This is a genomic window from Streptosporangium sp. NPDC002544, from assembly GCF_040295965.1.
Lineage (GTDB): Bacteria > Actinomycetota > Actinomycetes > Streptosporangiales > Streptosporangiaceae > Streptosporangium.
This window is the reverse complement of sequence record NZ_JBEOWJ010000004.1, coordinates 131,292-152,309: the sequence shown is the minus strand read 5'-3', so window position 1 is coordinate 152,309 and position 21,018 is coordinate 131,292. Positions and strand designations below refer to the sequence as shown.

Below are 21,018 nucleotides of genomic sequence, written 5' to 3'. Positions count from 1 at the left end.
ACGCGGACGGACAGGAGTGCCGTACCGGAACGCCGAGGTTCACATTCGGGGATGGCGGGCTCGCGCGGACGGCTGTTTCACGTGAAACAGCCGTCACTCAGGAACCGGCCGCCTCCTGGACGGCGAGCCGGATGTCGGCGACGAAGGCGTCGACATGTTCGGGGGTGGTGTCAAAGGAGGTCACCCAGCGGACCACGTTCTCGGCCGCGTCCCAGACATGGAAGAGATAGCGCTGCTGCAACTCCGCGATGACCTTCTCCGGGAGGGCGGGAAAGACCGCGTTGGACTGCACCGGGTAACGCAGGGAGACGCCGGGGAGGTCGGCGACGCCCTCGGCCAGGCGGTGGGCCATGGCGTTCGCGTGGGCGGCGTTCTCGCGCCAGAGGTCATCGGTGAGGAGCGCGGTCAGCTGGGCGGAGACGAAGCGCATCTTGGAGGCGAGCTGCATTCCCTGCTTGCGTAGGAACGGCGTCGGGGCGTCCAGTTCGGGGCGGAGGACCACGAGCGCCTCGGCGCCCATGGCGCCGTTCTTGGTGCCGCCGAAGCTGAGCAGGTCCACGCCCGCGTCCGTGGTGAGGGAGCGGAGCGAGCAGCCGAGTTCGGCCGCCGCGTTGGCCAACCGGGCGCCGTCCATGTGCAGGAAGAGGCCGTGCGCGTGCGCGAACTCCGCGAGCTCGGCGACCTCGTCGGCGGTGTAGCAGGTGCCACACTCGGTCACCTGGGAGATGGAGATGACCCTGGGCTGGGAGTGGTGCGCGTCCCCCAGCACGGACAGCCGGCCCCGGATGTCGTCCACGGAGATTTTGCCGTCATCGGTGGGGATGGTGACCAGCTTGACACCGAGCACGCGTTCGGCCGCGCCGCACTCGTTGGTGTTGATGTGGGCGGTGACCGGGCAGAGCACCGCGTCGTACGGCCGCAGCGCGAGTCCCAGTCCCACGACGTTGGCTCCGGTGCCGTTGAACATCGGGTAGACGGTCGCCTGGGGGCCGAACTCGGCGCCGAAGGCGTCTTCCATCGCGGCGGTCCAGACGTCCTCGCCGTAAGCGGGGGCGTCTCCGGTGTTCGCTTCGAGGACGGCGGCGAGCACCGCGGGGTGCACGCCCGCATGGTTGTCACTGGCGAAGCTCTTGGGAAATGGGGTGGAGGTCAGCACACGGCCAGCGTAGGGGGACGGTTCGCTCACCGGGTACGCCCCCTGGTCCGCTCCGGCCGGCTTCCCACCGGCCTTGGGGCTCTCGGCGGCCCTCCACCGAACCGCCGCGCCTTTCGGCGGGCCTCACCCACGTCGGGCCCTTACCGGCCCGCGATCGGCTGATGATCGGACCGCCGGTGTTCCCGCCAGGGCCGCGCTCCAGGCTCCCCGCCCGGCTCCTGTCGCGCGCTTCGACCATTCCCAGGGGAGCGAGCGGAGGTCAGGCGCCGCGGGCGGCGGCCTGTTCGAGGAGGATCCGGCAGAGGGTGCCGAGGTCGTCGCCGGCGGCCTCCACGGCCATGGGAAGGAGTGACGTCTCGGTCATGCCGGGGGCGACGTTGACTTCGAGGAAGTGCGGCAGGCCGTCCGCGTCGACGATCAGGTCGGTGCGGGAGATGTCCCGGAGGCCGAGGGCGGTGTGCGCGGTCACGGCCATCTCGGCGCAGGCCGCGGAGACCTCGGGCGAGAGGCGGGCAGGGGCGAAGAACTCGGTGTGCCCGGCGGTGTAGCGGGCCGCGTAGTCGTACACGCCCTCGTCGGGGACGATCTCCACGGGGGGCAGGGCCACCGGCCCGTTCCCGAGGTCGACCACGGAGACGGCGACCTCGACGCCGTCGACGCAGCGTTCGATCAGCGCGGTGTCGCCGTAGGCGAAGCAGCCGACCATGGCGGCGGGAAGTTCCTCCGCGCTGCGGACTATCGACGCACCGAGCGCGGAGCCGCCGCGGGACGGCTTGACGAACAGGGGCAGGCCGAGGCGCTCCACGATGCGGGCCAGCACCGCGGAGGCGCCGAGGTCGTGAAAGGTCTCCTTGGGCAGCGTCACCGATTCGGGGGTGCGCAGACCGAAGGAGCGGACGACGGTCTTGGCGGTGGGCTTGTCGTAGGCGACCCGGCAGGCGTCGGGGCCGGCACCGACGTACGGGACGGAGAGGAGTTCGAGCACCGTACGGATGGCGCCGTCCTCGCCCGCCCCGCCGTGAAGGGTGACGAAGACCGCGTCCGGCGGGTCCGCGAGCACGGAGGGAACCAGCGACGCGTCGGTGTCGCGGGTCTCCACGGAGATGCCGGCCCCTCGCAGCACCTCACTCACCCGTCGCCCCGAACGCAGTGAGACCTCCCGCTCGTAGGAGAGTCCGCCCGCCAGGACGAGCACATGGCCCAGGTCACTCATCCGACATACCTCTCGTCAAGGCCCGCTCCGAGCCTGTTCTGTCGCTCTCGTCGCGCATGGCCCGGCCTTCCCGGCGGACCGGATCTATCGCCGCGCACCGGCACAGGAAGTCACCGTACGGTACCGGGTGGGAGGAGATCATGCCGGTAGGTGTCCCGTCGTCACGGGACACCTACCGTGCGGCATGGTTACGCGAGATCGGGGCCCGGGGTGTCGACCCCGACGCGGTCCGGAGACGAGCCGGTTCCGAACGTGTCGCGGACCCGGAGCTCCTGCTCGATCACCCCGGCCAGGCGGCGGACGCCCTCGCGGATGCGGTCGGGCTCCGGATAGCAGTAGGAGAGCCGCATGTTCCGCGCGCCGCTGCCGTCGGCGAAGAAACCGGTGCCCGGTACGAAGGCCACCCGTTCGGCGACCGCGCGGGGCAGCAGGGCCTTGGAGTCGAGCCCCTCGGGGAGGGTGGCCCAGACGAAGAACCCGCCCGCGGGGCGGGTCCAGGTGACGCCGGCGGGCATCAGGGCCTCCAGCGAGGCGAGCATGGTGTCGCGGCGCTCGCGGTAGAGCTCTCTGAACGACTTGATCTGCTCGAGCCAGGGCTGGGTGGCGAGATACTGGCCGACGGCCAGCTGGGTGAAGGAGGAGTGCGAAAGGACCGCGGACTCCATCGCCAGCACCAGCTTCTCGCGGATGGCGTGCGGGGCGAGCGCCCAGCCGACCCGGAAGCCGGGGGCCAGGGTCTTGGAGAACGAGCCGAGATAGACCACGCCTTCGGCGTTGTCGGCGCGGAGCGTCCGCATGGGCTCACCGTCGAAGCCGAGCATGCCGTACGGGTTGTCCTCGACGATCAGCACGTCGGCCCGCTGGCAGATCTCCAGGACCTGCTGCCTGCGCACGGCGTTGAGCGTCACCCCGGCGGGGTTCTGGAACGTGGGGATCGTGTAGAGGAACTTGATCCGATTGCCCGCGCTCCTCAGCGCGTAGATGGTCTGGGCCAGCGACTCGGGGACGATTCCCTCGCTGTCCATCGCGACGTGGATGACGTTGGCCTGGTAGGCGGAGAACGTGCCCAGAGCTCCGACGTAGGAAGGCCCCTCGGCGAGCACGACGTCACCCGGGTCGATGAAGATCCGGGTGATCAGGTCGAGGGCCTGCTGGGAGCCGACGGTCACGACGACGTCGTCGGCGTTGGCCTCGATGCCCTCCGGCCGCATGACGTCGCAGATCTGCTCGCGCAGGTGCGGGTCGCCCTGACCGGAGCCGTACTGGAGCGCGACGGGACCGCGCCTGGCGACCAGGTCGGCGACCAGCTCCCCCACCACGTCCAGGGGCAGGGCGGTGACGTACGGCATTCCGCCGGCGAGCGAGACCACCTCGGGCCTCGACGCGACGGAGAAAAGAGCTCGAATCTCGGAGGCGACCATCCCGGTTGCTCGTGCCGCGTACCGGTCGACGTAGGCGTCGATGCGCGATCCCTGGGTCGGAGCGATGGCCTGACCGTGATCTTTATCCTGGGGCACGGTCCACCTCCTAAATTGTGTGGCGCACAAAGCGCTCATATTAGAGAAACCAGGTTACGTCAGAGGTCGTGGTCATCTGAGTGTGGGGATGGGACCTCCTGAAACCAAGACCCGCACTGAGCTACGATGCCAGCTGGAGACGCCGTTTTCGCGCGTTTTTCGCCATGGCTTGCACTCGTCTCGCCAGGATTGGGGCCAACAGGTGTCGCGTCGGCTGGCAAACGTCACCCTCGACAATCTCGACGACCTGCCGCGCCGCTGCCGCCGGTGCGTCTTCTGGGAGCTCGATCCCGTCAACGCGGATCGGGCGGTGAAGGCCGGTGATCCGGGGCTGGAGAAGGAGGCCTGGATCTCCTCCACGCTGCTGGAGTGGGGAAGCTGCGGCAAGATCGTCTACGTGGACGGGGTGGCGGCCGGTTTCGTGCTCTACGCGCCGCCGCACTACGTGCCGCGCTCGGTGGCCTTCCCGACCTCGCCGGTCAGCGCGGACGCGGTGCTGCTGATGACCGCGCACATCATCCCCGAGTTCTCCGGGGGCGGTCTGGGCCGGATGCTGGTCCAGGGCGTGGCCAAGGACCTGACCCGGCGCGGGGTGCGGGCGATCGAGGCGTTCGGCGACCTGAAGTGGGAGCAGCCGGGCGCGTGCCTGATGCCCGCCGACTACCTGCTCTCCGTGGGTTTCAAGACGGTCCGGCCGCACCTGCGCTTCCCCCGCCTCCGCCTGGAGCTCAAGAACGCCGTCTCGTGGCGTGAGGACGTCGAGGTGGCACTGGAGAGGCTCCTTGGGAGCATGAGTCCGGAGAGGGCCCTGCGGCCCGTCTGAGACCCCCTGGAGCCCGTACGGCGCCATCTTGGAGTCCGTGCGTCCCTTCATGCCCACGATCTGGGAGCCGAGACCCGGTACGCCCGGCGCATGTGAAAGCCCCCCGCGGTGAGGCGGGGGGCTTTCTGTGGGTGGGTGTGCCGCTCGGAAGCGGGTGATACGGCGGGCGCCGTGGGGGGCGGCCGGCCGCAGGGGGCCTAGATGATGCCCTCGAGCTCGCGAAGCAGCATGGCCTTCGGCTTGGCACCGATGATCTGCTTCACAACCTCTCCGTTCTTATAGACGTTCAGGGTGGGAATCTGGAGTACGCCGTAATTTGTGGCCGTTGCCGGATTCTCATCGACATTCAGCTTGACGATGGTGAGCTTCTCGGCCTGCTCGCCGGCGATCTCCTCCAGGATCGGCGCCACCTGCCGGCACGGGCCGCACCACTCGGCCCAGAAGTCGACGATCACGGGCTTGTCGCTCTTGAGGACGTCGGCCTCGAAGCTGGCGTCGGTCACGTGCTTGATGGTCCCCAATGTCCTGCTCTCCCTCTGTGCCTGATGGGTGGCTGATACCTGATGTCTGTCTCGCGGGCCGGCGTCACTCGCCGGCGTGCTCGGCCAGCCAGCGCTCGGAGTCGAGCGAGGCGGCGCAGCCGGTGCCCGCGGCGGTGATCGCCTGCCGGTAGGTGTGGTCGACGACGTCGCCGGCGGCGAAGACACCGTCGAGGTTGGTGCGGGTCGAGGGGGCGTCGACCTTGATGTAGCCCTCGTCGTCGAGCTCCACCTGGCCCTTGACGAGCTCGGTGCGGGGGTCGTGCCCGATCGCGATGAACAGGCCGGTGGCCGCCAGCTCGGACTCCTCGCCGGTCTTGAGGTTGCGCAGGCGCACCCCGCTCACCTTGTTCTCGCCCAGCACGTCGACGACCTCGCTGTCCCAGACGAAGCGGATCTTCTCGTTCGCGAACGCGCGGTCCTGCATGATCTTGCTGGCGCGCAGCTCGTCGCGGCGGTGCACGACGGTCACCGAGGAGGCGAACCGGGTGAGGAAGGTGGCCTCCTCCATGGCGGTGTCGCCGCCGCCCACGACCACGATGTCCTGGCCGCGGAAGAAGAAGCCGTCACAGGTGGCGCACCAGGACACGCCGTGGCCGGACAGGCGCTTCTCGTTGGGCACGCCCAGCTCGCGGTAGCCGGAACCGGTGGCCAGGATGACGGACCTGGCGTAGAAGGTGTCGGTGGCGGTCTTGACGACCTTGGGGCTGGCGGTCAGGTCGACCTCCACGACGTCGTCGGCGACCAGCTCGGCACCGAACCGCTCGGCCTGCTTGCGCAGCCCGTCCATCAGGTCGGGGCCCATGATGCCGTCGGGAAAGCCCGGGAAGTTCTCAACCTCGGTGGTGTTCATCAGGGCGCCACCGGCGGTGACGGATCCCTCGAAGAGCAGTGGGTTGAGGTCGGCACGCGCGGAGTACACAGCGGATGTGTAACCGGCGGGACCCGATCCGATGATGATCACATTCCGGACGTCCATCAGTGCTCGTGCCTCTCCCTCTGTTGATGCCACCGGCGTCAACAGATCCTAGGCGCAGCTGATTCCCGCCCGGCGCACCGACGGATCCGCAGGTGGAGGAACGGGAAGGCCCGGCACGGACGAATCCGTGCCGGGCCTTCCCGGAAAGGGCGAGGGCGCTACCCGCGGCTGCTCTCCCCGATCACTTCCAGCGTGCGAGGCCGGGCTTGCGCACGTTGTCGCACTGCGGGCCCACGACGTGGACACGCACGGTGTTCTTGGCCTGGTTCTGCCAGAAGAGCAGGATGTTGGCCTCCTGCCCGTTGTAGAACCCCTGGTCCACGGCGAAGGGCGACTTGCCGATCTTCGCCGAGACCTGCTGGACACACTTGTCGATCCCGGACTTGTCAGTCGTGCTGGCGATGGTCGCGGGGCCGATGTAGTTGAGCAGCGAGCCGCGGAGCTCGGCGTCGGTGTAGTTCCAGTTGCTGTCGGTCAGCGCGTACTGGACCGTGTCACTCGGCGCGGGCTGGGCGATGACAGGCCCTGGGGCCGGACCGGACGCGGTGAGCGTCCCGGTCGCCAGCACGGTCGCGCCGATCACCGCCGCCGCCGCGCCCACCGCCGCGGCGGGCATCGCCCACCGGCGCCGCCGGGTCGCCCGCCGGGGCGCGCCATGACGTCTGGCCGGGCCCGCGGGGTTCACCGGGGTCACGGTGCCGTCGTCGCCGACGACCCCCAGCCGCACGGCCGGCTCAGGCTCCTGCTCGGGAAGAGGTGCTCTCTCCCACGGCGCCGGTTCGGCGGGAGATCCCGTCTCCCACGGCGCGTCACGCATTATGTCGTCCCAGGCCGGTGCTTCCACCAGCCCCACTCCACCTCCACGGAAGCTCTCGGCCTCGGCGGCCAGCGCACGGTCGATTCTCAGTGCGACTCCCATCGGCATCGCCGGTGTGGGCGTCGCCGCGAGCATCTCGCGGACCGCTGCGAGGTCGGCGAGACTTTCGCCACAGGGATCGCAGATCGCGAGATGTTCGCGTACCTGCACGGCCGTGGCGGCGTCGAGGAGTCCCTCGGCCAGTTCGGCCAAGATCTCCAGGTCGTAGTGCGTATCACCCGTCACGAAGTTGTGCTCCCTTCGCGGATGAGACGCGAGACAGGTCTGATCGGTTCCGCAAATGGGAAAGAATCGGGGCGAGTTTCGCCCGGCCGCGCGCGCACCGGCTCTTCACCGTGCCGCTCGGCACCTCCAGCACCTGGGCCGCGTCCTCGATCGAGTAGCCCATCATGTCCACGAGCACCAGCGCGGCGCGCTGGTCGGAGGGCAGCAGCTTCAGAGCCGCGGAGACCTCCATGGAGACCTCGCGCTCGGCCGTCTGGTCGAGCATCGGGGTGTCACGCTCCGCGGCCTCGACGAGCTCGTCGTCGGCCACCGGGCGTACCGATTTCCTGCGCATGCGGTCGAGGCAGGCGTTGACCACGATGCGGTGGAGCCAGGTGGTCACCGCGGCCTCGCCACGGAAGCTCCCGGCCTTGCGATAGGCCGAGACGAAGGCGTCCTGAACGGCGTCGGCCGCCTCGTCGGGGTCGCCCAGCGTGCGCAGGGCGACCGCCCACATGCGGTCTCGATGTCGCTTGACTATCTCACTGAAGGCGTGCGGATCCCCGGCGAGGTGCCGGGTGAGCAGCTCGGCGTCGGGCACGGGGGCCTTCGCCGTCTGCTGGTCCGCCGCTGGCGGGGTCTCGGGTGGGGAATTCACAAGGAGAGTCCTGCTATACCGGTCCGGGGAGAACACCACTACGGGATAGATGGTGCCACGGATTCTCCGATGATCTGTAAGAAGCCACGTAAAACAGATCAAATCGCGCTGATGTCACTTGGTCGTGAGGACCTTTATCTCCTGCACCTGGCCGCGGAACTTCCCCTGGTAGGTGGGCAGTTTGGTGAACCAGACGAGCACGTAGCGGCCCTTCCCCGGGTTCTCCGCGGTGTACGTCTTCTTGCCGGAGAGCCCGCTGAACTTCTCCACCGAGGTCAGGGCGTCGAGGGCGGCCGAGTCACCGATCCTGAGCTCCGCGGCGCCGCCCGAGGTGCCGCCGAAGTCGATCGAGACCTGCTTGACCGGAATGCTCTCGCCCATGTCCAGCAGCAGGCCGACACCGTTCTTGAGCCGCCCGAAGTCGGCGGAGTCGTACGTCTCGGAGTGCCAGTCGGTGGAATCCTTGCCGTCGACCGCGGCCGAGGCCCACCTGCTGCCCTCCTCCTGGTCGCCCAGCGGGTCGAAGCCGATGACCGAGGAGGGCTTCACCTCGCGGGTGGCGACGGCCACGGTCGGCGTGGGAGTGGCGCTCTGCTCGCCGGTGACCGGGGTACCGGCGTTGCCGATGCTGCGGCCGAGCGTCCAGGCGCCCAGGCCGACGGCCGCCATCACCAGCAGCACGACGACGGTCATGGCGACCTTGTTGAGCATCCCGCCACCCGCCTGGCGGGGCATCGGACGGGGCTGGTGCTGGGGTGGGGGCGTGTGCTGCTGGGGCGCCGCGGTGTCGATGCCCTCGGAGCGGGAGGAGGCCACCGGGAGCACCGTCATCGGCATCGGCGTCGGCATCGGCAGCGGGCTGGGCCGCGACACCGAGGCCAGCGCCTCGGCGAGCTCGGCGGGCGTGGTCAGCGGGTCGGCCCCGCGCCTGGTCTCCGGCAGCATCGCCCGGCAGACGATGGTGTCGAGGTAGCCGGGAACACCCGCGGTGACCTGGCGCGGCGTGCAGAAGTGCCCGTCGTCCATGGGCGCGACGGGCAGGCCGCCGCTGTCGTGCTCCTCACCCGGCCAGTGGCCGGTCAGCCCGGCGTACAGCAGGCGGCCGAGGCCCTCGGCGTCCTCGCGGGCACCGTCGTCGCTCGTCACGTCGTTCAGGACGGCGTCGACGCCCAGGCCGAGCAGCTTGACGGTGCTGCCCGCCGTCCAGACCAGGTGCTCGGGGGTCAGGCAGAGGTGGGAGAGGTTCGCCTCGTGCGCGTGGGCCAGCGCCTCGGCGGCCTCGGCGACCATCGCGGCGGCCCGCTCGGGGTCGAGCGGGCCGCCCGCGATCATGTCGCCGAAGGTCTCACCACTCACCCACTCGCTGACCACGTAGGAGTGGCCGTCGTCCTCGGTCGCGTCGAAGACCTGGGTGAGACGGGGGTCGGTCAGCCGGCTGGCCACCCGGGCCGCCGTGACGACCTCGTTCAGGCGCGGGAAGTCGGGGTCGAAGGTGTGGACGGCGACGGGTCGGGCGAGCACCTCGTCGATGGCCTTCCACAGGGTGGCACCACCGGACTCGTGGACGCGGTCTTCGAGCCGGAAGCGCTCGGCCAGCTTGGTGCCGGGCTCGACGGTGGGAGAACTCATGAGGACTCCGAAACTGAGAACACGACAGCACCACGCCAGGTCGGCACATCAAGACACATCACATGATGCCGGGTGGATCCGCCCACGCCCTCCTGCTTCCATTAGCCGCATGTCACCACACGTGTCGCACCATGGTAGTCCCGCGCCGGTTCCGCCCGTGTTCGTCTTGTCAGACGTTTGAGACAAGTCTTTGGGTTACCGGCCTACCCGTCCTGCCACCATTCCAACGATCGAGCTCACTTCGGGGATGCGCATCCGGTGGGCGATCGCCAAGTAAAGAACCATACCGAGTCCGCCGCCCGCCGCCAGCATGATGGCGGCGCTCAGCGCGTCCAGCCCGGTGAGTTCCTGCGTGACCCAGAGCACGCCGAGCGCGAGCGCCGCCGCCGGGAGCGAGGCCAGGTACATCCGGGACAGCCCGGCGGCCACCTTGCGCCCTCCCAGGCCCGCCACCCGGCGCGAGGCCAGCACCCAGGCGACCGCGCTGCCCACCACGTAGGCGATGGTGAACGCGAAGGCCAGGCCCATCACGATGTACTTCGCCGGCAGGGCGAAGTAGGCCACCAGGCTGAGCGTGGCGTTGACCGTCACGTTGCCGACGGCCAGGAAGACCGGGGTGCGGGTGTCGCCGAAGGAGTAGAAGACGCGCAGCAGGAGCTGGAAGATCGAGAAGGGCACCAGTGCCAGACCGAAGACCTGCAGCACGTTGCCGATGTAGACCGCCGAGTCGACGGTCATGTTGCCCCAGGAGAAGATCAGTACGGTCACCGCGGGGCCGAGCACCATCAGCAGCAGCCCGGCGGGCACGAGGAGCACCGAGATCAGCCGCACCCCCGAGGAGAACTCCTCCCGGACCGCCTCCAGATCTCCCCCGGCCACGCCCCTGCTCATCCGGGGCAGCATCGCGGTGATCACCGAGACCGCGATGATCCCGTACGGGAGCTGGAAGAGCTGGTAGGCGAAGGCGTAGGCGGCGTTTCCCGCACCGGGCGCCCGCTGGCCCGCGCCGGTCGCCAGCTTGGTGGTGATCAGGAAGCCCAGCTGGCTGATCCCCACGTAGGCGAAGGTCCAGACCGCGGTCCTGCCCATCTCACCGAGCCCGGCGTTGCGCAGGTCGAACCTGGGCCGGAAGCGGAAGCCGACCCGGTGCAGCGCGACGACCAGCACCGCGCACTGCGCCACGATGCCGGCGGTGGTGCCGAGCCCGAGCAGCACCAGGTCGGCGTCACTGATCGTGTTGACGTCGGTGCCCGCCCCGCCCAGTTTCACGTAGTAGACGACCGCGACGCCGATCATCACGACGTTGTTCAGCACCGGCGCCCACATCGGCGCGGCGAACCTGTCCCGGGTGTTGAGAATCGCGCCGGCGATCGCGCCGACCCCGAAGAAGGCGATCTGCGGGAGGATGAACTGCGCCAGCCGCACCGCCACCTCGGTCTGCCGAGGACTCCAGCCGGTGCTGTAGAGGCTGATCAGCGGCCTGGCCAGCAGCACCGCGACCACCGCCAGCAGCGTCAGCGTGACGAACCCGATCGTCATCAGCCGCTGCTCGTAGGCCCGGCCGCCGTCGGGGTCGGCCTGCTGCCGCCGGATGATCATCGGGACCACGACGCTGCTCAGAATCCCGCCGATGAGCAGGTCGAACAGGGTGAACGGGATCGTGTAGGCCACGTTGTAGGCGTCGCCCAGAGCGAAGGTCCCGATGGCCGCGGCGAGCACCGCCGTCCGGACGAAGCCGGTGACGCGGGAGACCATCGTCCCCGCCGCCATGATCGCGCTCGCGCGCAGGACCCTGCTCATGCGCCATTCCTCCGCTGGGTGTCAGGACTCGGTGCCGGCCGGCTCGCGATCGCGCTTCGGCGGAGGAGTGGCCGCGGGGCGGCGGCCTCCCCGCCGGCGCAGCACGCGCATGACGACGGCGGCCAGCATCACCACGAGGGCCGCCCCCACGATCACCAGAGCGACCCCGGTGTACCCGGTGGTCCGCACGGTCAGCTCGACCGGCTTGCCGTACTTGCGGCCGTCGTCGGTGGTGAGCTGTACCGTCACCGTGGTCTGGCCGCTGGCGGTCGAGGTCATCGGGATCCGGATGGTCTGGCTCTGGCCGCCGAGGATCATCAACTGGTCCACGTACGGCTCGATCTTCAGCAGCCTGGGCTGGTCGGAGGTGACCTTGAGGCGGACCGCGACCCGGCTGGCCTCACCGCTCAGCTCGTTGCGCACGCTGATCGGCACATCGCCGTTGCTGCCGGCCAGGGTGCGCAGGCGCGACTGCTCGCTGCCGGTGATGGAGACCATGGCGATCCGGCTGTCGATCGCCTCCGCGACCTGCTGGACGTACGGCGCCGCGGCGGCGGTCCTGCCGCGCCAGGCCGAAGAGGTCAGGCGGAGCAGCGCCAGGTCGAAGACGTCGAGATCCTGGGCGGTGGTGATCGCGGCGGTCAGATCGGCGCGGGCGCCGACCTTCTTGACGTCCGTCAGGTACTGCTTGGGGAGCTCCGCCCGCCGGTTCTGGTCGGTGTAGGTCAGGTCGGCCCGCGGTGTCGGGGCACCCTTGCCGCGCTTGACCGCGTCGAGCCCGACGGGCAGCAGCCAGGGCAGGCCGGCGGCGGTCTCGATCAGGTTGGTCACGTACCTGGGGTCGGGGGCCCAGCGGCGGTGCGGAACGGCGATCACGGTCCTGGCCGTGCTGACGGGCTCCGCGCTGATCATCGCCGTCTCCGCGATGAACCGCTGGCGGTTCATCAGCGCCGAGCCGGGGGCGGAGGTGTCCGCGCCGACGGTCTCGCTCAGCTTCGCGTCGGCGACCAGGGCGGTGACCGGGCCGTTCACGCTCTCCAGGGTCGCCGAGGCGTCGGGGGTGGTGACCGGGGGCGTCACCGGCGGCAGGTTGAGCACGTTCAGCAGCACGGTGTCGACGCCGCCGGTGGCCAGCAGGTCCAGCCCGTCGTAGTCGATCAGACCGCCCAACGGCCAGTTCACGTTGGTGATCACATCGCGGCCGAGGGTCTCCTTGCCGATGATCCTAGCCGCGTTGATACCGGTCGCGGTGGCGTTGTCGACGCCGTTGTGGGCGAGGGCCGCCACGTCGGGGTCGCCGTAGGGGGTGGCCATCACCGGGTGGTCCGCGACGGCCTCGCGGAAGTCGCTCAGCCACTGGGCGGCCGCGGGTGTCGCGGGACGCTGCTGGGTGCGGTTCTTGGACCTGACCGCGTGCGGCCTGCCCATGGCCCGTGCGTCGTCGAGCAGGGCGGGGTCGACCACCCAGGTGAGGCCCTTGGCCGAGGAGGTGTCCTGGGCGATCTTGAGCAGGTCGCCGAGGCGCTTGCCGGGGGCCATGGCCGCGGGCAGTCCCTCGTCCGCGAAGACGCCGTCACCGCTCCGGCGCGGCTGGTCGACGATGGGCAGCACCATGGCGAGCCGGGTGCGGGCCACCCTGGTCTCCCTGGGCATGTAGGTCACCAGGGTCCGCAGGGTGGCGACCTGCTGGTTGAAGGTGTCGAGCACCTCGATCATGATCGGATAGACGCCGAAGCGGGAGATGCCCAGCAGTTGCGGGGTGAAGGTGAACTCCCACGGCGTCTTCCCCGAGGGCGCGATCGAGGTCTGGACGTAGCGCTGGTCGCGCCAGGCGCTCGGCTGGAGGCTCTGCCCCGACTGGTACGCCTCGATGTCGCCGCGCTGGGCGAACGGCTGGGGCGAGTAGCGCATCTGGATGCGCAGCCCGTTCAAGGTCTCGGTGCCCGAGTTGATCAGTGATCCGGAGACCTTGATCTCGGTGGCCGGTTCACGGGGGACGTCGGGGCCGATGGCCTCCATCACGATCTGGAGACTCAGCCGGCTCGCCGCGGCCGTCTGCGCGTTCGCCGTACCGGAAACGACCACGGCCGCGGGTAGGAGCAGCGTGGTGGCGAGCAGGGCGAGCAGCATGACCTTGCGGATCACGTGCCGGCCAGGGGTCGAGTACGGCGCACGCCCGTAATGGTATGGCCTAACCGGCGAGGGGAAAGGTCGCCGCCTCCCTCCGGGAACCCTGGCGAGTCAGATCGACGACCCTGCCAGAAACCAGTGTGAGCAGGTGGTCCGCACGGATCAGGAGTGCCGTGTGACGCTCCCCGGTGGGCACGTAGACGGACGTGGCGATGTCGGTGAGTCGCTCGTCCACCAGCACGGTCAGCGTGGCGGGCAGCAGCAGCGGGCAGACCAGACCCGAGGCGTAGTCGGTGGCGGAGTTGACGGTGAAGGCCGAGGCCGGCCGGACCCGCCGCGCCCCCAGGATGCCGCCGATCAGGCCGGGACGCGGAGGGGAGCCGACGGAGGTGACGATCGCCACGGGCTCGCGGGCGATTCGCGTCGTGACCTCGTAGACCGTGACCGCCAGGCAGATGGCGGGGCTCGCGGAAAGCACCTCGGGCAGTTCGTCCGAGCATGTCATCGCGCGCGGAAGGCGTACGATCTCATGATGGACCTGGTGTGCGAGGAGCCAGCGGTGGATCGCGAGCGCATCCTTCATGTGTGTGCTCCTTGCCTCGACGCACGGCCCCCGAGGTTCTCCTGACTGACCGTAACCTGGTGATCGCTTCAGGTGTATCCCCGCAGGGGAACATGTTCCGTAACCGAAGGACCTACCCGGCTTGTCCCTTTCAAATCTGACCCAGAGCCAGCGCCACGGCATGAGCGAGCTGTTCCGGAAGATCGCTCCTGTGGCGGACGAGCTTGGCGAGCTGTTCGCCGCCAAGGGTTACCAGATAGCCCTTGTCGGCGGCTCCGTACGCGATGTCTTCCTGGGCAGGATCGGCAACGATCTCGACCTGACCACGGACGCGAGGCCCGAGACGGTCCTGGAGCTCGTCCGCGACTGGGCCGACTCCGTCTGGACGATCGGCATCGACTTCGGCACCGTCGGCGTCCGCAAGGACGGGTGGCTGCTGGAGATCACCACCTACCGCAGCGAGTCGTACGATCCCAAGTCGCGCAAGCCCGAGATCGCCTACGGCGAGACGCTGGAGGGCGACCTGGCCCGGCGTGACTTCGCGATCAACGCGATGGCGCTGCGCCTGCCGTCCCGCGAGTTCGTCGACCCGTACGGCGGCCTCGACGACCTGCACGCCAGGCTGCTGCGCACCCCCGGCCCCCCCGAGCGCTCCTTCGGCGACGACCCGCTGCGGATGCTGCGCGCGGCCAGGTTCGCCAGCCAGCTCGGTTTCGCCGTCGATCAGGCGGCACTCGCCGCGATGGACGCGATGGCCGACCGGATCGACATCGTCTCCGCCGAGCGCATCCGCGACGAGCTGGACAAGCTCATCGGCGGCGATCACCCCCGCGAGGGGCTGAAGATCCTCGTTGAGTCGGGGCTCGCCGGCCACGTGCTGCCCGAGGTGCCCAGGCTCCGCCTGGAGATCGACGAGCACCACCGGCACAAGGACGTCTACGAGCACTCGCTGATCGTGCTCGAACAGGCGATCGACCTGGAGGAGAACGGTCCCGACCGGATCCTGCGCTGGGCCGCGATCCTGCACGACGTGGGCAAGCCGAAGACCCGCCGCCACGAGCCCGGCGGCCGGGTCTCCTTCCACCACCACGAGGTGGTCGGCGCACAGCTCGCCAGGAAGCGGATGACAGAGCTGAAGTTCCCCAAGGACGTGGTGGCCGACGTCTCCCGCCTGGTGGAGCTGCATCTGCGCTTTCACGGGTACGGCACGGGCGAGTGGACCGACTCGGCGGTGCGCCGTTACGTCCGTGACGCCGGGCACCTGCTTGAGCGCCTGCACAAGCTGACCCGCGCCGACTGCACCACCCGCAACCGGCGCAAGGCCCAGGTCCTGTCGCGGACCTACGACCAGCTGGAGGAGCGGATCACCAGGCTGGCCGAGGAGGAGGAACTCGGCAAGATCCGCCCCGAGCTCGACGGCAACGAGATCCAGGAGATCCTCGGCGTCCCGCCGGGCCCGGTCGTGGGCCGCGCCTACAAATTCCTCCTGGACATGCGCCTGGACCAGGGGGTTCTCGGCAAGGAGGCCGCCGCGGACGCCCTCCGCGAGTGGGCACGGGCGAGCGAGGTGACCCCTGAGCGGCACTCCTGACCGGATCGCGGGCCCCGAGGTCTCCGGCCATGTCGCCGCACTCGACCGGGAGCACGTGTGGCACCCCTACGCGGCCGTGCCCCAGCCGGTGGCGCCGCACGTGGTCTCCCGCGCGGAGGGGGTGCGGCTGACGCTCGCCGACGGGCGCGAGCTCGTCGACGGCATGTCGTCGTGGTGGGCGGCCATCCACGGCTACAACCACCCCGAGCTCAACCGGGCGCTGCGGGACCAACTGGAGGACATGGCGCACGTCATGTTCGGCGGGCTCACCCACGAGCCCGCCGTGCGGCTGGCCCGCAGGCTCGCCGCCATGACCGGTCTGCCGAAGGTGTTCCTCGCCGACTCGGGGTCGGTCGCCGTCGAGGTGGCGATCAAAATGGCGTTCCAGCTCACCGGCAGGAGCAGGCTGCTCACGGTCAGGGGCGGCTACCACGGCGACACCTTCGGGGCGATGTCGGTCTGCGACCCGGTCAACGGCATGCACCACCTGTTCTCCGGTGTGCTGCCCGAACACGTGTTCGCCGACCGGCCGCCGCGCGAGTACGACGAGGCCTACGCGGCCCGGCTGGCGGACCTTCTCGCCAGGCACGCCCATGAACTGGCCGCGATCATCGTGGAGCCGGTGGTCCAGGGGGCGGGCGGCATGCACTTCTACCACCCGGCCTACCTGCGCCTGCTCCGCGAGCTGGCCGACGAGCACGGCGTCCTGCTGATCGCCGACGAGATCGCCACCGGATTCGGCAGGACCGGAGAGCTGTTCGGCTGCGACCACGCCGGGATCAGGCCCGACATCATGTGCCTGGGCAAGGCGTTGACCGGTGGTTACCTGTCGCTGGCCGCGACGTTGTGCACCGAGCGGGTGGCCCGGGGTGTCGGAGTGCTGATGCACGGGCCGACCTTCATGGGCAACCCGCTGGCCGCGGCGGTCGCGAACGCCTCGCTGGATCTCCTGGAGGAACGCCCGTGGCGCGAGGAGGTCAGCCGGATCGAGGCCGGTCTCCGCGCGGGCCTGGCGGGGGCCGCGGAGGCGCCGGGCGTGCGCCAGGTGCGGGTCCTCGGTGCGATCGGGGTGATCGAGACCCGCGAGCCCGTCGACGTCCCCGCCGTCCAGGACGTCGTCATGCGGCACGGCGTCTGGCTCCGCCCGTTCGGCCGCCTGCTCTATACGATGCCGCCCTACTCGATCGGCGACGACGACCTGGAGACGGTCACGACGGCGATGACGGCAGCGGCTCGGTCACTCGGGCAGGCGTGACGGCCCGGTATGCCACCGCGCCCGCGAGATATCCGGCGGCGATGACCACCAGCACGAGCGTCGATTTGCCGTCCGCCGGGAGCAGCGCCGCGGCAAGGGCGGCGGCCAGCACATAGCTGCCGTTGAAGAGCATGTCGTAGATGGAGAAGGCCCGGCCCAGATAGGCGTCCTCGACGTCCCGCTGGACCGCGGTGTCCGCGCAGATCTTGATGCTCTGCCCGGCGATGCCGAGCACGAGGCCCGCGGCTGCGAACCCCCACTGCTGGAACGGCGCGCAGAGTGCGAACGTCAGCACCCCGGCGGTGACCAGCATGGCCGGAACCCACCGCTCGATGCCGAAGCGCTCGGTGGCCCAGGGAGTGATCAGGATGGCCAGGAAGTAGCCGAGCCCGGAGGTGGCGACCACGACGGAGACCGCGTTCAGCGCGTCCTCGGCGTTCTCGGCGAAGTAGTAGCGCGACAGCATCACGAGCATCGCCGTGCACATGCCGTAGACGAACCGGTGGGTGGTCATCGCGCCCATCGCCGCGGCGGCGGCCCGGTGGCGTACCAGGTGCCGTGCGCCGTCGATCAGGCCGCTCAGCACGTGGCGCACCGCCTCGCGGGCCTGCGGGCGGTTGGGATCGTAGGCGGGGCCGAGCAGCCGCCGGTCCATGGTCCTGGCGATGAGCGCGCTGAGCCCGAAGATGAGGCCGGAGACGACCAGCAGTACCGCCGTCCCCCGGTGGTCGGAGCCGAAGATCGCTCGGAGCAGGTAGCCGGCGCCCACGCCCACGAAGGTGAGCACGGTTCCCGAGGTCGGGGTGACCGCGTTGGCGACCATCAGCCGGTCGGCCGGCACGACGTGCGGGAGCGAGGCTCCCAGCGCGGCCAGGAAGAACCGGTTCACCCCGAGCACGCCGAGCGCGGCGGTGTAGAAGATCGCGTCAGGGGCGTCCGCGGCGACCAGCCCCGCGGCCGCGAGCAGCAGTGTCCCGCGGACCAGCGGCGCGATGACCAGGATCTGCCGTCGTGACCAGCGGTCGATGAACACCCCGGCGAAGGGGCCCAGGATCGAGTACGGCAGCAGCAGCACGGCCAGGCCGGCGGCGATCTCCACCGCGCTCGTGCTCTTCTCCGGGCTGAAGAACGCGAATCCTGCCACGGCGAACTGGAAGATCCCGTCGGAGAACTGCGAGACGAGGCGGGTCCCGTACAGCCTCCGGAAGTCCCGACCTTCCAGGACCACACGTAGGTCGGATATGAATGACACGCGCTCAGCCTATGGGGGACCGACCCCGATGGGCATCGGGAACATCCCTGAATGTACGGGTGAGCATTACCGACCTTTACCTACGTATCGTCAAGTGGGGCGCGGTAAACCAACATGATCACGTACCCTCGGTCGAGTGACACCTGATGAACACGTTGTGCTCGTCGACAGTGCGGGGAACGCGATCGGCACGGCGGCCAAGGCCACGGTGCACGGTCCCGACACTCCTCTCCACCTGGCCTTCTCCAGTTACGTGTTCGACGAGCAGGGGCAGGTTCTGCTGTCCCGACGCGCACTGCACAAGATCACTTGGCCGGGGGTGTGGACCAACAGCTGTTGCGGCCACCCCCTGCCGGGCGAGCCGCTCGCCGCGGCGGTGACCCGCAGGCTCTCCCACGAGCTGGGCCTCGCGGCCGGCCGGGTCGACCTGCTTCTGCCGCGCTTCTCCTATCGCGCGGTCATGGACAGCGGCATCGTGGAGCGGGAGTTGTGCCCGGTCTACCGGGTGATCGCCGCCTCCGATGCTGTGCCCAACCCCGACGAGGTCGAGGACGTGCGCTGGATGCCGTGGAAGGAGTTCACCGACGGGGTGCTCGGCGACCGCCTGGCGATCTCCCCGTGGTGCCGCGAGCAGGTCCCCCAGCTGATCGAGCTTGGCGCGGACCCGCTCGCCTGGCGGGCCGCCGACCCCGCCGACCTCCCACCCGCCGCCCGCTGACGGGGGAGCCCACCGGCGATCCTCATACGGCGAGAGCCCCCCGACCCGTTCACCCGGGTCGGGGGGCTCTCGCCGTGGGCGGGCGCCGATCGGTCAGCGCTCGACCTCGCCGCGGATGAACTTCTCCACGTACTCGCGCGCCTCGTCGTCGGAGTACTGCTCCGGCGGGGACTTCATGAAGTACGAGGAGGCCGACAGGATCGGCCCCGAGACGCCCCGGTCAAGGGCGATCTTGGCGGCGCGGACCGCGTCGATGATGATGCCGGCGGAGTTGGGGGAGTCCCAGACCTCCAGCTTGTACTCCAGGTTAAGGGGTGTGTCGCCGAAGGACCTGCCCTCCAGGCGCACGTACGCCCACTTGCGGTCGTCGAGCCACGGCACGTGGTCGGAAGGACCGATGTGCACGTCGGCCTTCCGCATCTCGTGCGGGATCTGCGAGGTGACCGACTGGGTCTTGGAGATCTTCTTGGACTGCAGGCGCTTGCGCTCCAGCATGTTCATGAAGTCCATGTTGCCGCCGAAGTTCAGCTGGTACGTGCGGAGCAGTTCGACGCCGCGGTCCTCGAACAGCTTGGCCATCACGCGGTGCGTGATCGTCGCCCCGACCTGTGACTTGATGTCGTCACCGACGATCGGGACGCCGGCGTCGACGAACTTCTGGGCCCAGGCGGGGTCGGAGGCGATGAACACCGGCAGCGCGTTGACGAACGCGACCTTCGCGTCGAGGGCGCACTGGGCGTAGAAGCGGTCGGCCTCCTCCGAGCCCACCGGCAGGTAGGAGACGAGCACGTCGACCTTGCTGTCCTTGAGGACCTGAACGACGTCGACCGGAGTCTCGTCCGACTCCTCGACCATCTCCCGGTAGTACTCGCCCAGACCGTCGAAGGTGTGGCCGCGCTGCACCGTGACGCCCAGCGGCGGTACGTCGCAGATCTTGATCGTGTTGTTCTCCGAGGCCACGATCGCCTCGGACAGGTCGCGGCCGACCTTCTTGGCATCGACGTCGAACGCCGCGACGAACTCGACGTCGCCGACGTGGTAGTCGCCGAACTTGACGTGCATCAGGCCCGGCACCCGGGCACCGGGGTCGGCGTCCCGGTAGTAGTGCACGCCCTGTACGAGCGACGTGGCGCAGTTGCCTACACCGACAATGGCTACGCGCACCGAACCCATGGCACTCGCTCCCCTTTTGTTCTTTGGTGGTCAGTTGTCTTCCGGGGTGGCAGGCCGCCCCGTCGTGCCCGCTCCGGGCTCGGGCGCCCGGGTCGTTTCCTCCCGCGCGGATCGCTGCTCCTCGTCCGGCGGCGATGCTCGCCGTTCGGTGGCGATCAGCTCATTCAACCAGCGCACTTCGCGTTCGACCGACTCCAGACCGTGACGCTGGAGCTCAAGGGTGTAGCTGTCCAGCCGCTCACGGGTGCGGGCCAGTGCCGTGCGCACGCCGTCCAGGCGTTCCTCGAGCCGGCTGCGCCGGCCTTCGAGGATGCGCAGGCGCACCTCCGCCTCGGTGTGTCTGAAGAAGGCGAAGTGCACGCCGAAGCTCTCGTCCTCCCAGGCCGAAGGGCCGGCCTGGGTGAGCAGCTCGTGCAGGCGCTCTTTGCCCTCCGCGGTCAGCCGGTAGACGATCTTCGAACGGCGGCCGGGGAGCGCGATGGGGCTGTCGGCGTTGGCCGCGGCGGCATCGCCGTCTTCGATGATCAGTCCGTCGGTGAGCAACTGGCGGAGGCACGGATAGAGCGAGCCGTAGGAGAAGGCCCGGAACATGCCGAGCAGAGCGTTGAGCCGTTTGCGCAGCTCGTAGCCGTGGAGCGGGGTCTCGTGCAACGACCCGAGCACGGCCAGCTCCAGCACCCCGCCACGTCCGCCAGCCACCGGAAACCACCACCTCTCGTGTCGATGTATCGAGCCGATACATCCGCAGGATACGTCCATTCAACATAACCCTGCAATCAGCGACTTTCCCAAGAGGTTGGGAGCAAACAACAAAAAGCCGTAGTCTGGCGCCTATGTGGTCACAACAGGCGGCAATGGGGCACAGCCCCCGCGCGGCGTGGACCGCTTTCCAATACGGGGAATCCCGCGTCAACGTGGGAGAGGTCTGCCAAGGTTGTTGTC

General features: G+C 69.4%; 18 protein-coding genes. 4 read left to right on the top strand and 14 right to left on the bottom strand.

Features of this window, described 5'->3' with window-relative positions; genetic code table 11:
• Positions 1-97 precede the first annotated feature (97 nt).
• The 3 genes from ABT061_RS07350 to ABT061_RS07340 all read right to left on the bottom strand — a co-directional run bounded on the left by ABT061_RS07350 (position 98) and on the right by ABT061_RS07340 (position 3,790).
• Complete coding sequence (locus ABT061_RS07350; protein ID WP_350913711.1) at positions 98-1,156, bottom strand: threonine aldolase family protein; 1,059 nt, start codon at positions 1,154-1,156, stop codon at positions 98-100.
• A gap of 259 nt (positions 1,157-1,415) precedes the next feature.
• The gene (locus tag ABT061_RS07345) at positions 1,416-2,369 is read right to left on the bottom strand and encodes a D-alanine--D-alanine ligase family protein (protein WP_350913709.1); all 954 of its coding nucleotides are present in this window, start codon (positions 2,367-2,369) and stop codon (positions 1,416-1,418) included.
• 188 nt (positions 2,370-2,557) lie between these two features.
• Entirely contained in the window at positions 2,558-3,790 is a 1,233-nt protein-coding gene (locus tag ABT061_RS07340) for an aminotransferase-like domain-containing protein (protein WP_350914208.1), read from the bottom strand.
• Between the two features lie 298 nt (positions 3,791-4,088).
• Between ABT061_RS07340 and ABT061_RS07335 the strand changes: the two genes are divergently transcribed.
• Entirely contained in the window at positions 4,089-4,709 is a 621-nt protein-coding gene (locus tag ABT061_RS07335) for a GNAT family N-acetyltransferase (protein ID WP_326646217.1), read from the top strand.
• A gap of 197 nt (positions 4,710-4,906) precedes the next feature.
• Here the strand turns inward: ABT061_RS07335 and trxA are convergent, their stop codons facing one another.
• The 8 genes from trxA to ABT061_RS07295 form a co-directional block, all read right to left on the bottom strand.
• Complete coding sequence (gene trxA / locus ABT061_RS07330) at positions 4,907-5,230, bottom strand: thioredoxin (RefSeq protein ID WP_350913707.1); 324 nt, start codon at positions 5,228-5,230, stop codon at positions 4,907-4,909.
• 64 nt (positions 5,231-5,294) lie between these two features.
• Positions 5,295-6,230: a thioredoxin-disulfide reductase gene (trxB, locus tag ABT061_RS07325; RefSeq protein WP_350914206.1), complete on the bottom strand. Its 936-nt coding sequence runs from the start codon at positions 6,228-6,230 to the stop codon at positions 5,295-5,297.
• 178 nt (positions 6,231-6,408) lie between these two features.
• Complete coding sequence (locus ABT061_RS07320) at positions 6,409-7,329, bottom strand: anti-sigma factor family protein (RefSeq protein WP_350913706.1); 921 nt, start codon at positions 7,327-7,329, stop codon at positions 6,409-6,411.
• Positions 7,319-7,966: an RNA polymerase sigma factor SigM gene (gene sigM / locus ABT061_RS07315; RefSeq protein ID WP_350913704.1), complete on the bottom strand. Its 648-nt coding sequence runs from the start codon at positions 7,964-7,966 to the stop codon at positions 7,319-7,321. The genes ABT061_RS07320 and sigM overlap by 11 nt, the downstream gene beginning before the upstream one ends.
• 114 nt (positions 7,967-8,080) lie before the next feature.
• Positions 8,081-9,595, bottom strand: coding sequence for a protein kinase family protein (locus ABT061_RS07310; RefSeq protein ID WP_350913702.1), 1,515 nt, complete (start codon positions 9,593-9,595; stop codon positions 8,081-8,083).
• Between the two features lie 195 nt (positions 9,596-9,790).
• Positions 9,791-11,395, bottom strand: a complete 1,605-nt coding sequence (murJ, locus tag ABT061_RS07305) for a murein biosynthesis integral membrane protein MurJ (protein WP_350913700.1) — start codon at positions 11,393-11,395, stop codon at positions 9,791-9,793.
• Positions 11,396-11,416: 21 nt separating this feature from the next.
• Positions 11,417-13,540, bottom strand: a complete 2,124-nt coding sequence (locus ABT061_RS07300; RefSeq protein WP_350913698.1) for a DUF6049 family protein — start codon at positions 13,538-13,540, stop codon at positions 11,417-11,419.
• 46 nt (positions 13,541-13,586) lie between these two features.
• The gene (locus tag ABT061_RS07295) at positions 13,587-14,108 is read right to left on the bottom strand and encodes an aminoacyl-tRNA deacylase (protein WP_350913696.1); all 522 of its coding nucleotides are present in this window, start codon (positions 14,106-14,108) and stop codon (positions 13,587-13,589) included.
• 160 nt (positions 14,109-14,268) lie between these two features.
• Here ABT061_RS07295 and ABT061_RS07290 point away from each other — a divergent pair, with 160 nt between their 5' ends.
• On the top strand, positions 14,269-15,678 hold the full coding sequence (locus tag ABT061_RS07290; protein WP_350913694.1) for a CCA tRNA nucleotidyltransferase: 1,410 nt from the start codon (positions 14,269-14,271) through the stop codon (positions 15,676-15,678).
• Positions 15,662-16,933: an adenosylmethionine--8-amino-7-oxononanoate transaminase gene (locus ABT061_RS07285; protein WP_502991387.1), complete on the top strand. Its 1,272-nt coding sequence runs from the start codon at positions 15,662-15,664 to the stop codon at positions 16,931-16,933. The genes ABT061_RS07290 and ABT061_RS07285 overlap by 17 nt, the downstream gene beginning before the upstream one ends.
• Here ABT061_RS07285 and ABT061_RS07280 read toward each other — a convergent pair.
• On the bottom strand, positions 16,887-18,185 hold the full coding sequence (locus tag ABT061_RS07280) for an MFS transporter (protein ID WP_350913691.1): 1,299 nt from the start codon (positions 18,183-18,185) through the stop codon (positions 16,887-16,889). The two genes, ABT061_RS07285 and ABT061_RS07280, sit on opposite strands and share 47 nt — an antisense overlap.
• Positions 18,186-18,321: 136 nt before the next feature.
• On the opposite strand from ABT061_RS07280, the gene idi reads away from it, so the two are divergent.
• The gene (idi, locus tag ABT061_RS07275; RefSeq protein ID WP_350913689.1) at positions 18,322-18,903 is read left to right on the top strand and encodes an isopentenyl-diphosphate Delta-isomerase; all 582 of its coding nucleotides are present in this window, start codon (positions 18,322-18,324) and stop codon (positions 18,901-18,903) included.
• A 93-nt stretch (positions 18,904-18,996) separates the two neighbouring features.
• Here idi and ABT061_RS07270 read toward each other — a convergent pair whose 3' ends face one another.
• Both ABT061_RS07270 and ABT061_RS07265 read right to left on the bottom strand, forming a co-directional pair.
• Positions 18,997-20,076, bottom strand: a complete 1,080-nt coding sequence (locus ABT061_RS07270) for an inositol-3-phosphate synthase (protein WP_350913687.1) — start codon at positions 20,074-20,076, stop codon at positions 18,997-18,999.
• A 30-nt stretch (positions 20,077-20,106) separates the two neighbouring features.
• On the bottom strand, positions 20,107-20,775 hold the full coding sequence (locus tag ABT061_RS07265) for a PadR family transcriptional regulator (protein WP_350913685.1): 669 nt from the start codon (positions 20,773-20,775) through the stop codon (positions 20,107-20,109).
• Positions 20,776-21,018 lie beyond the last annotated feature (243 nt).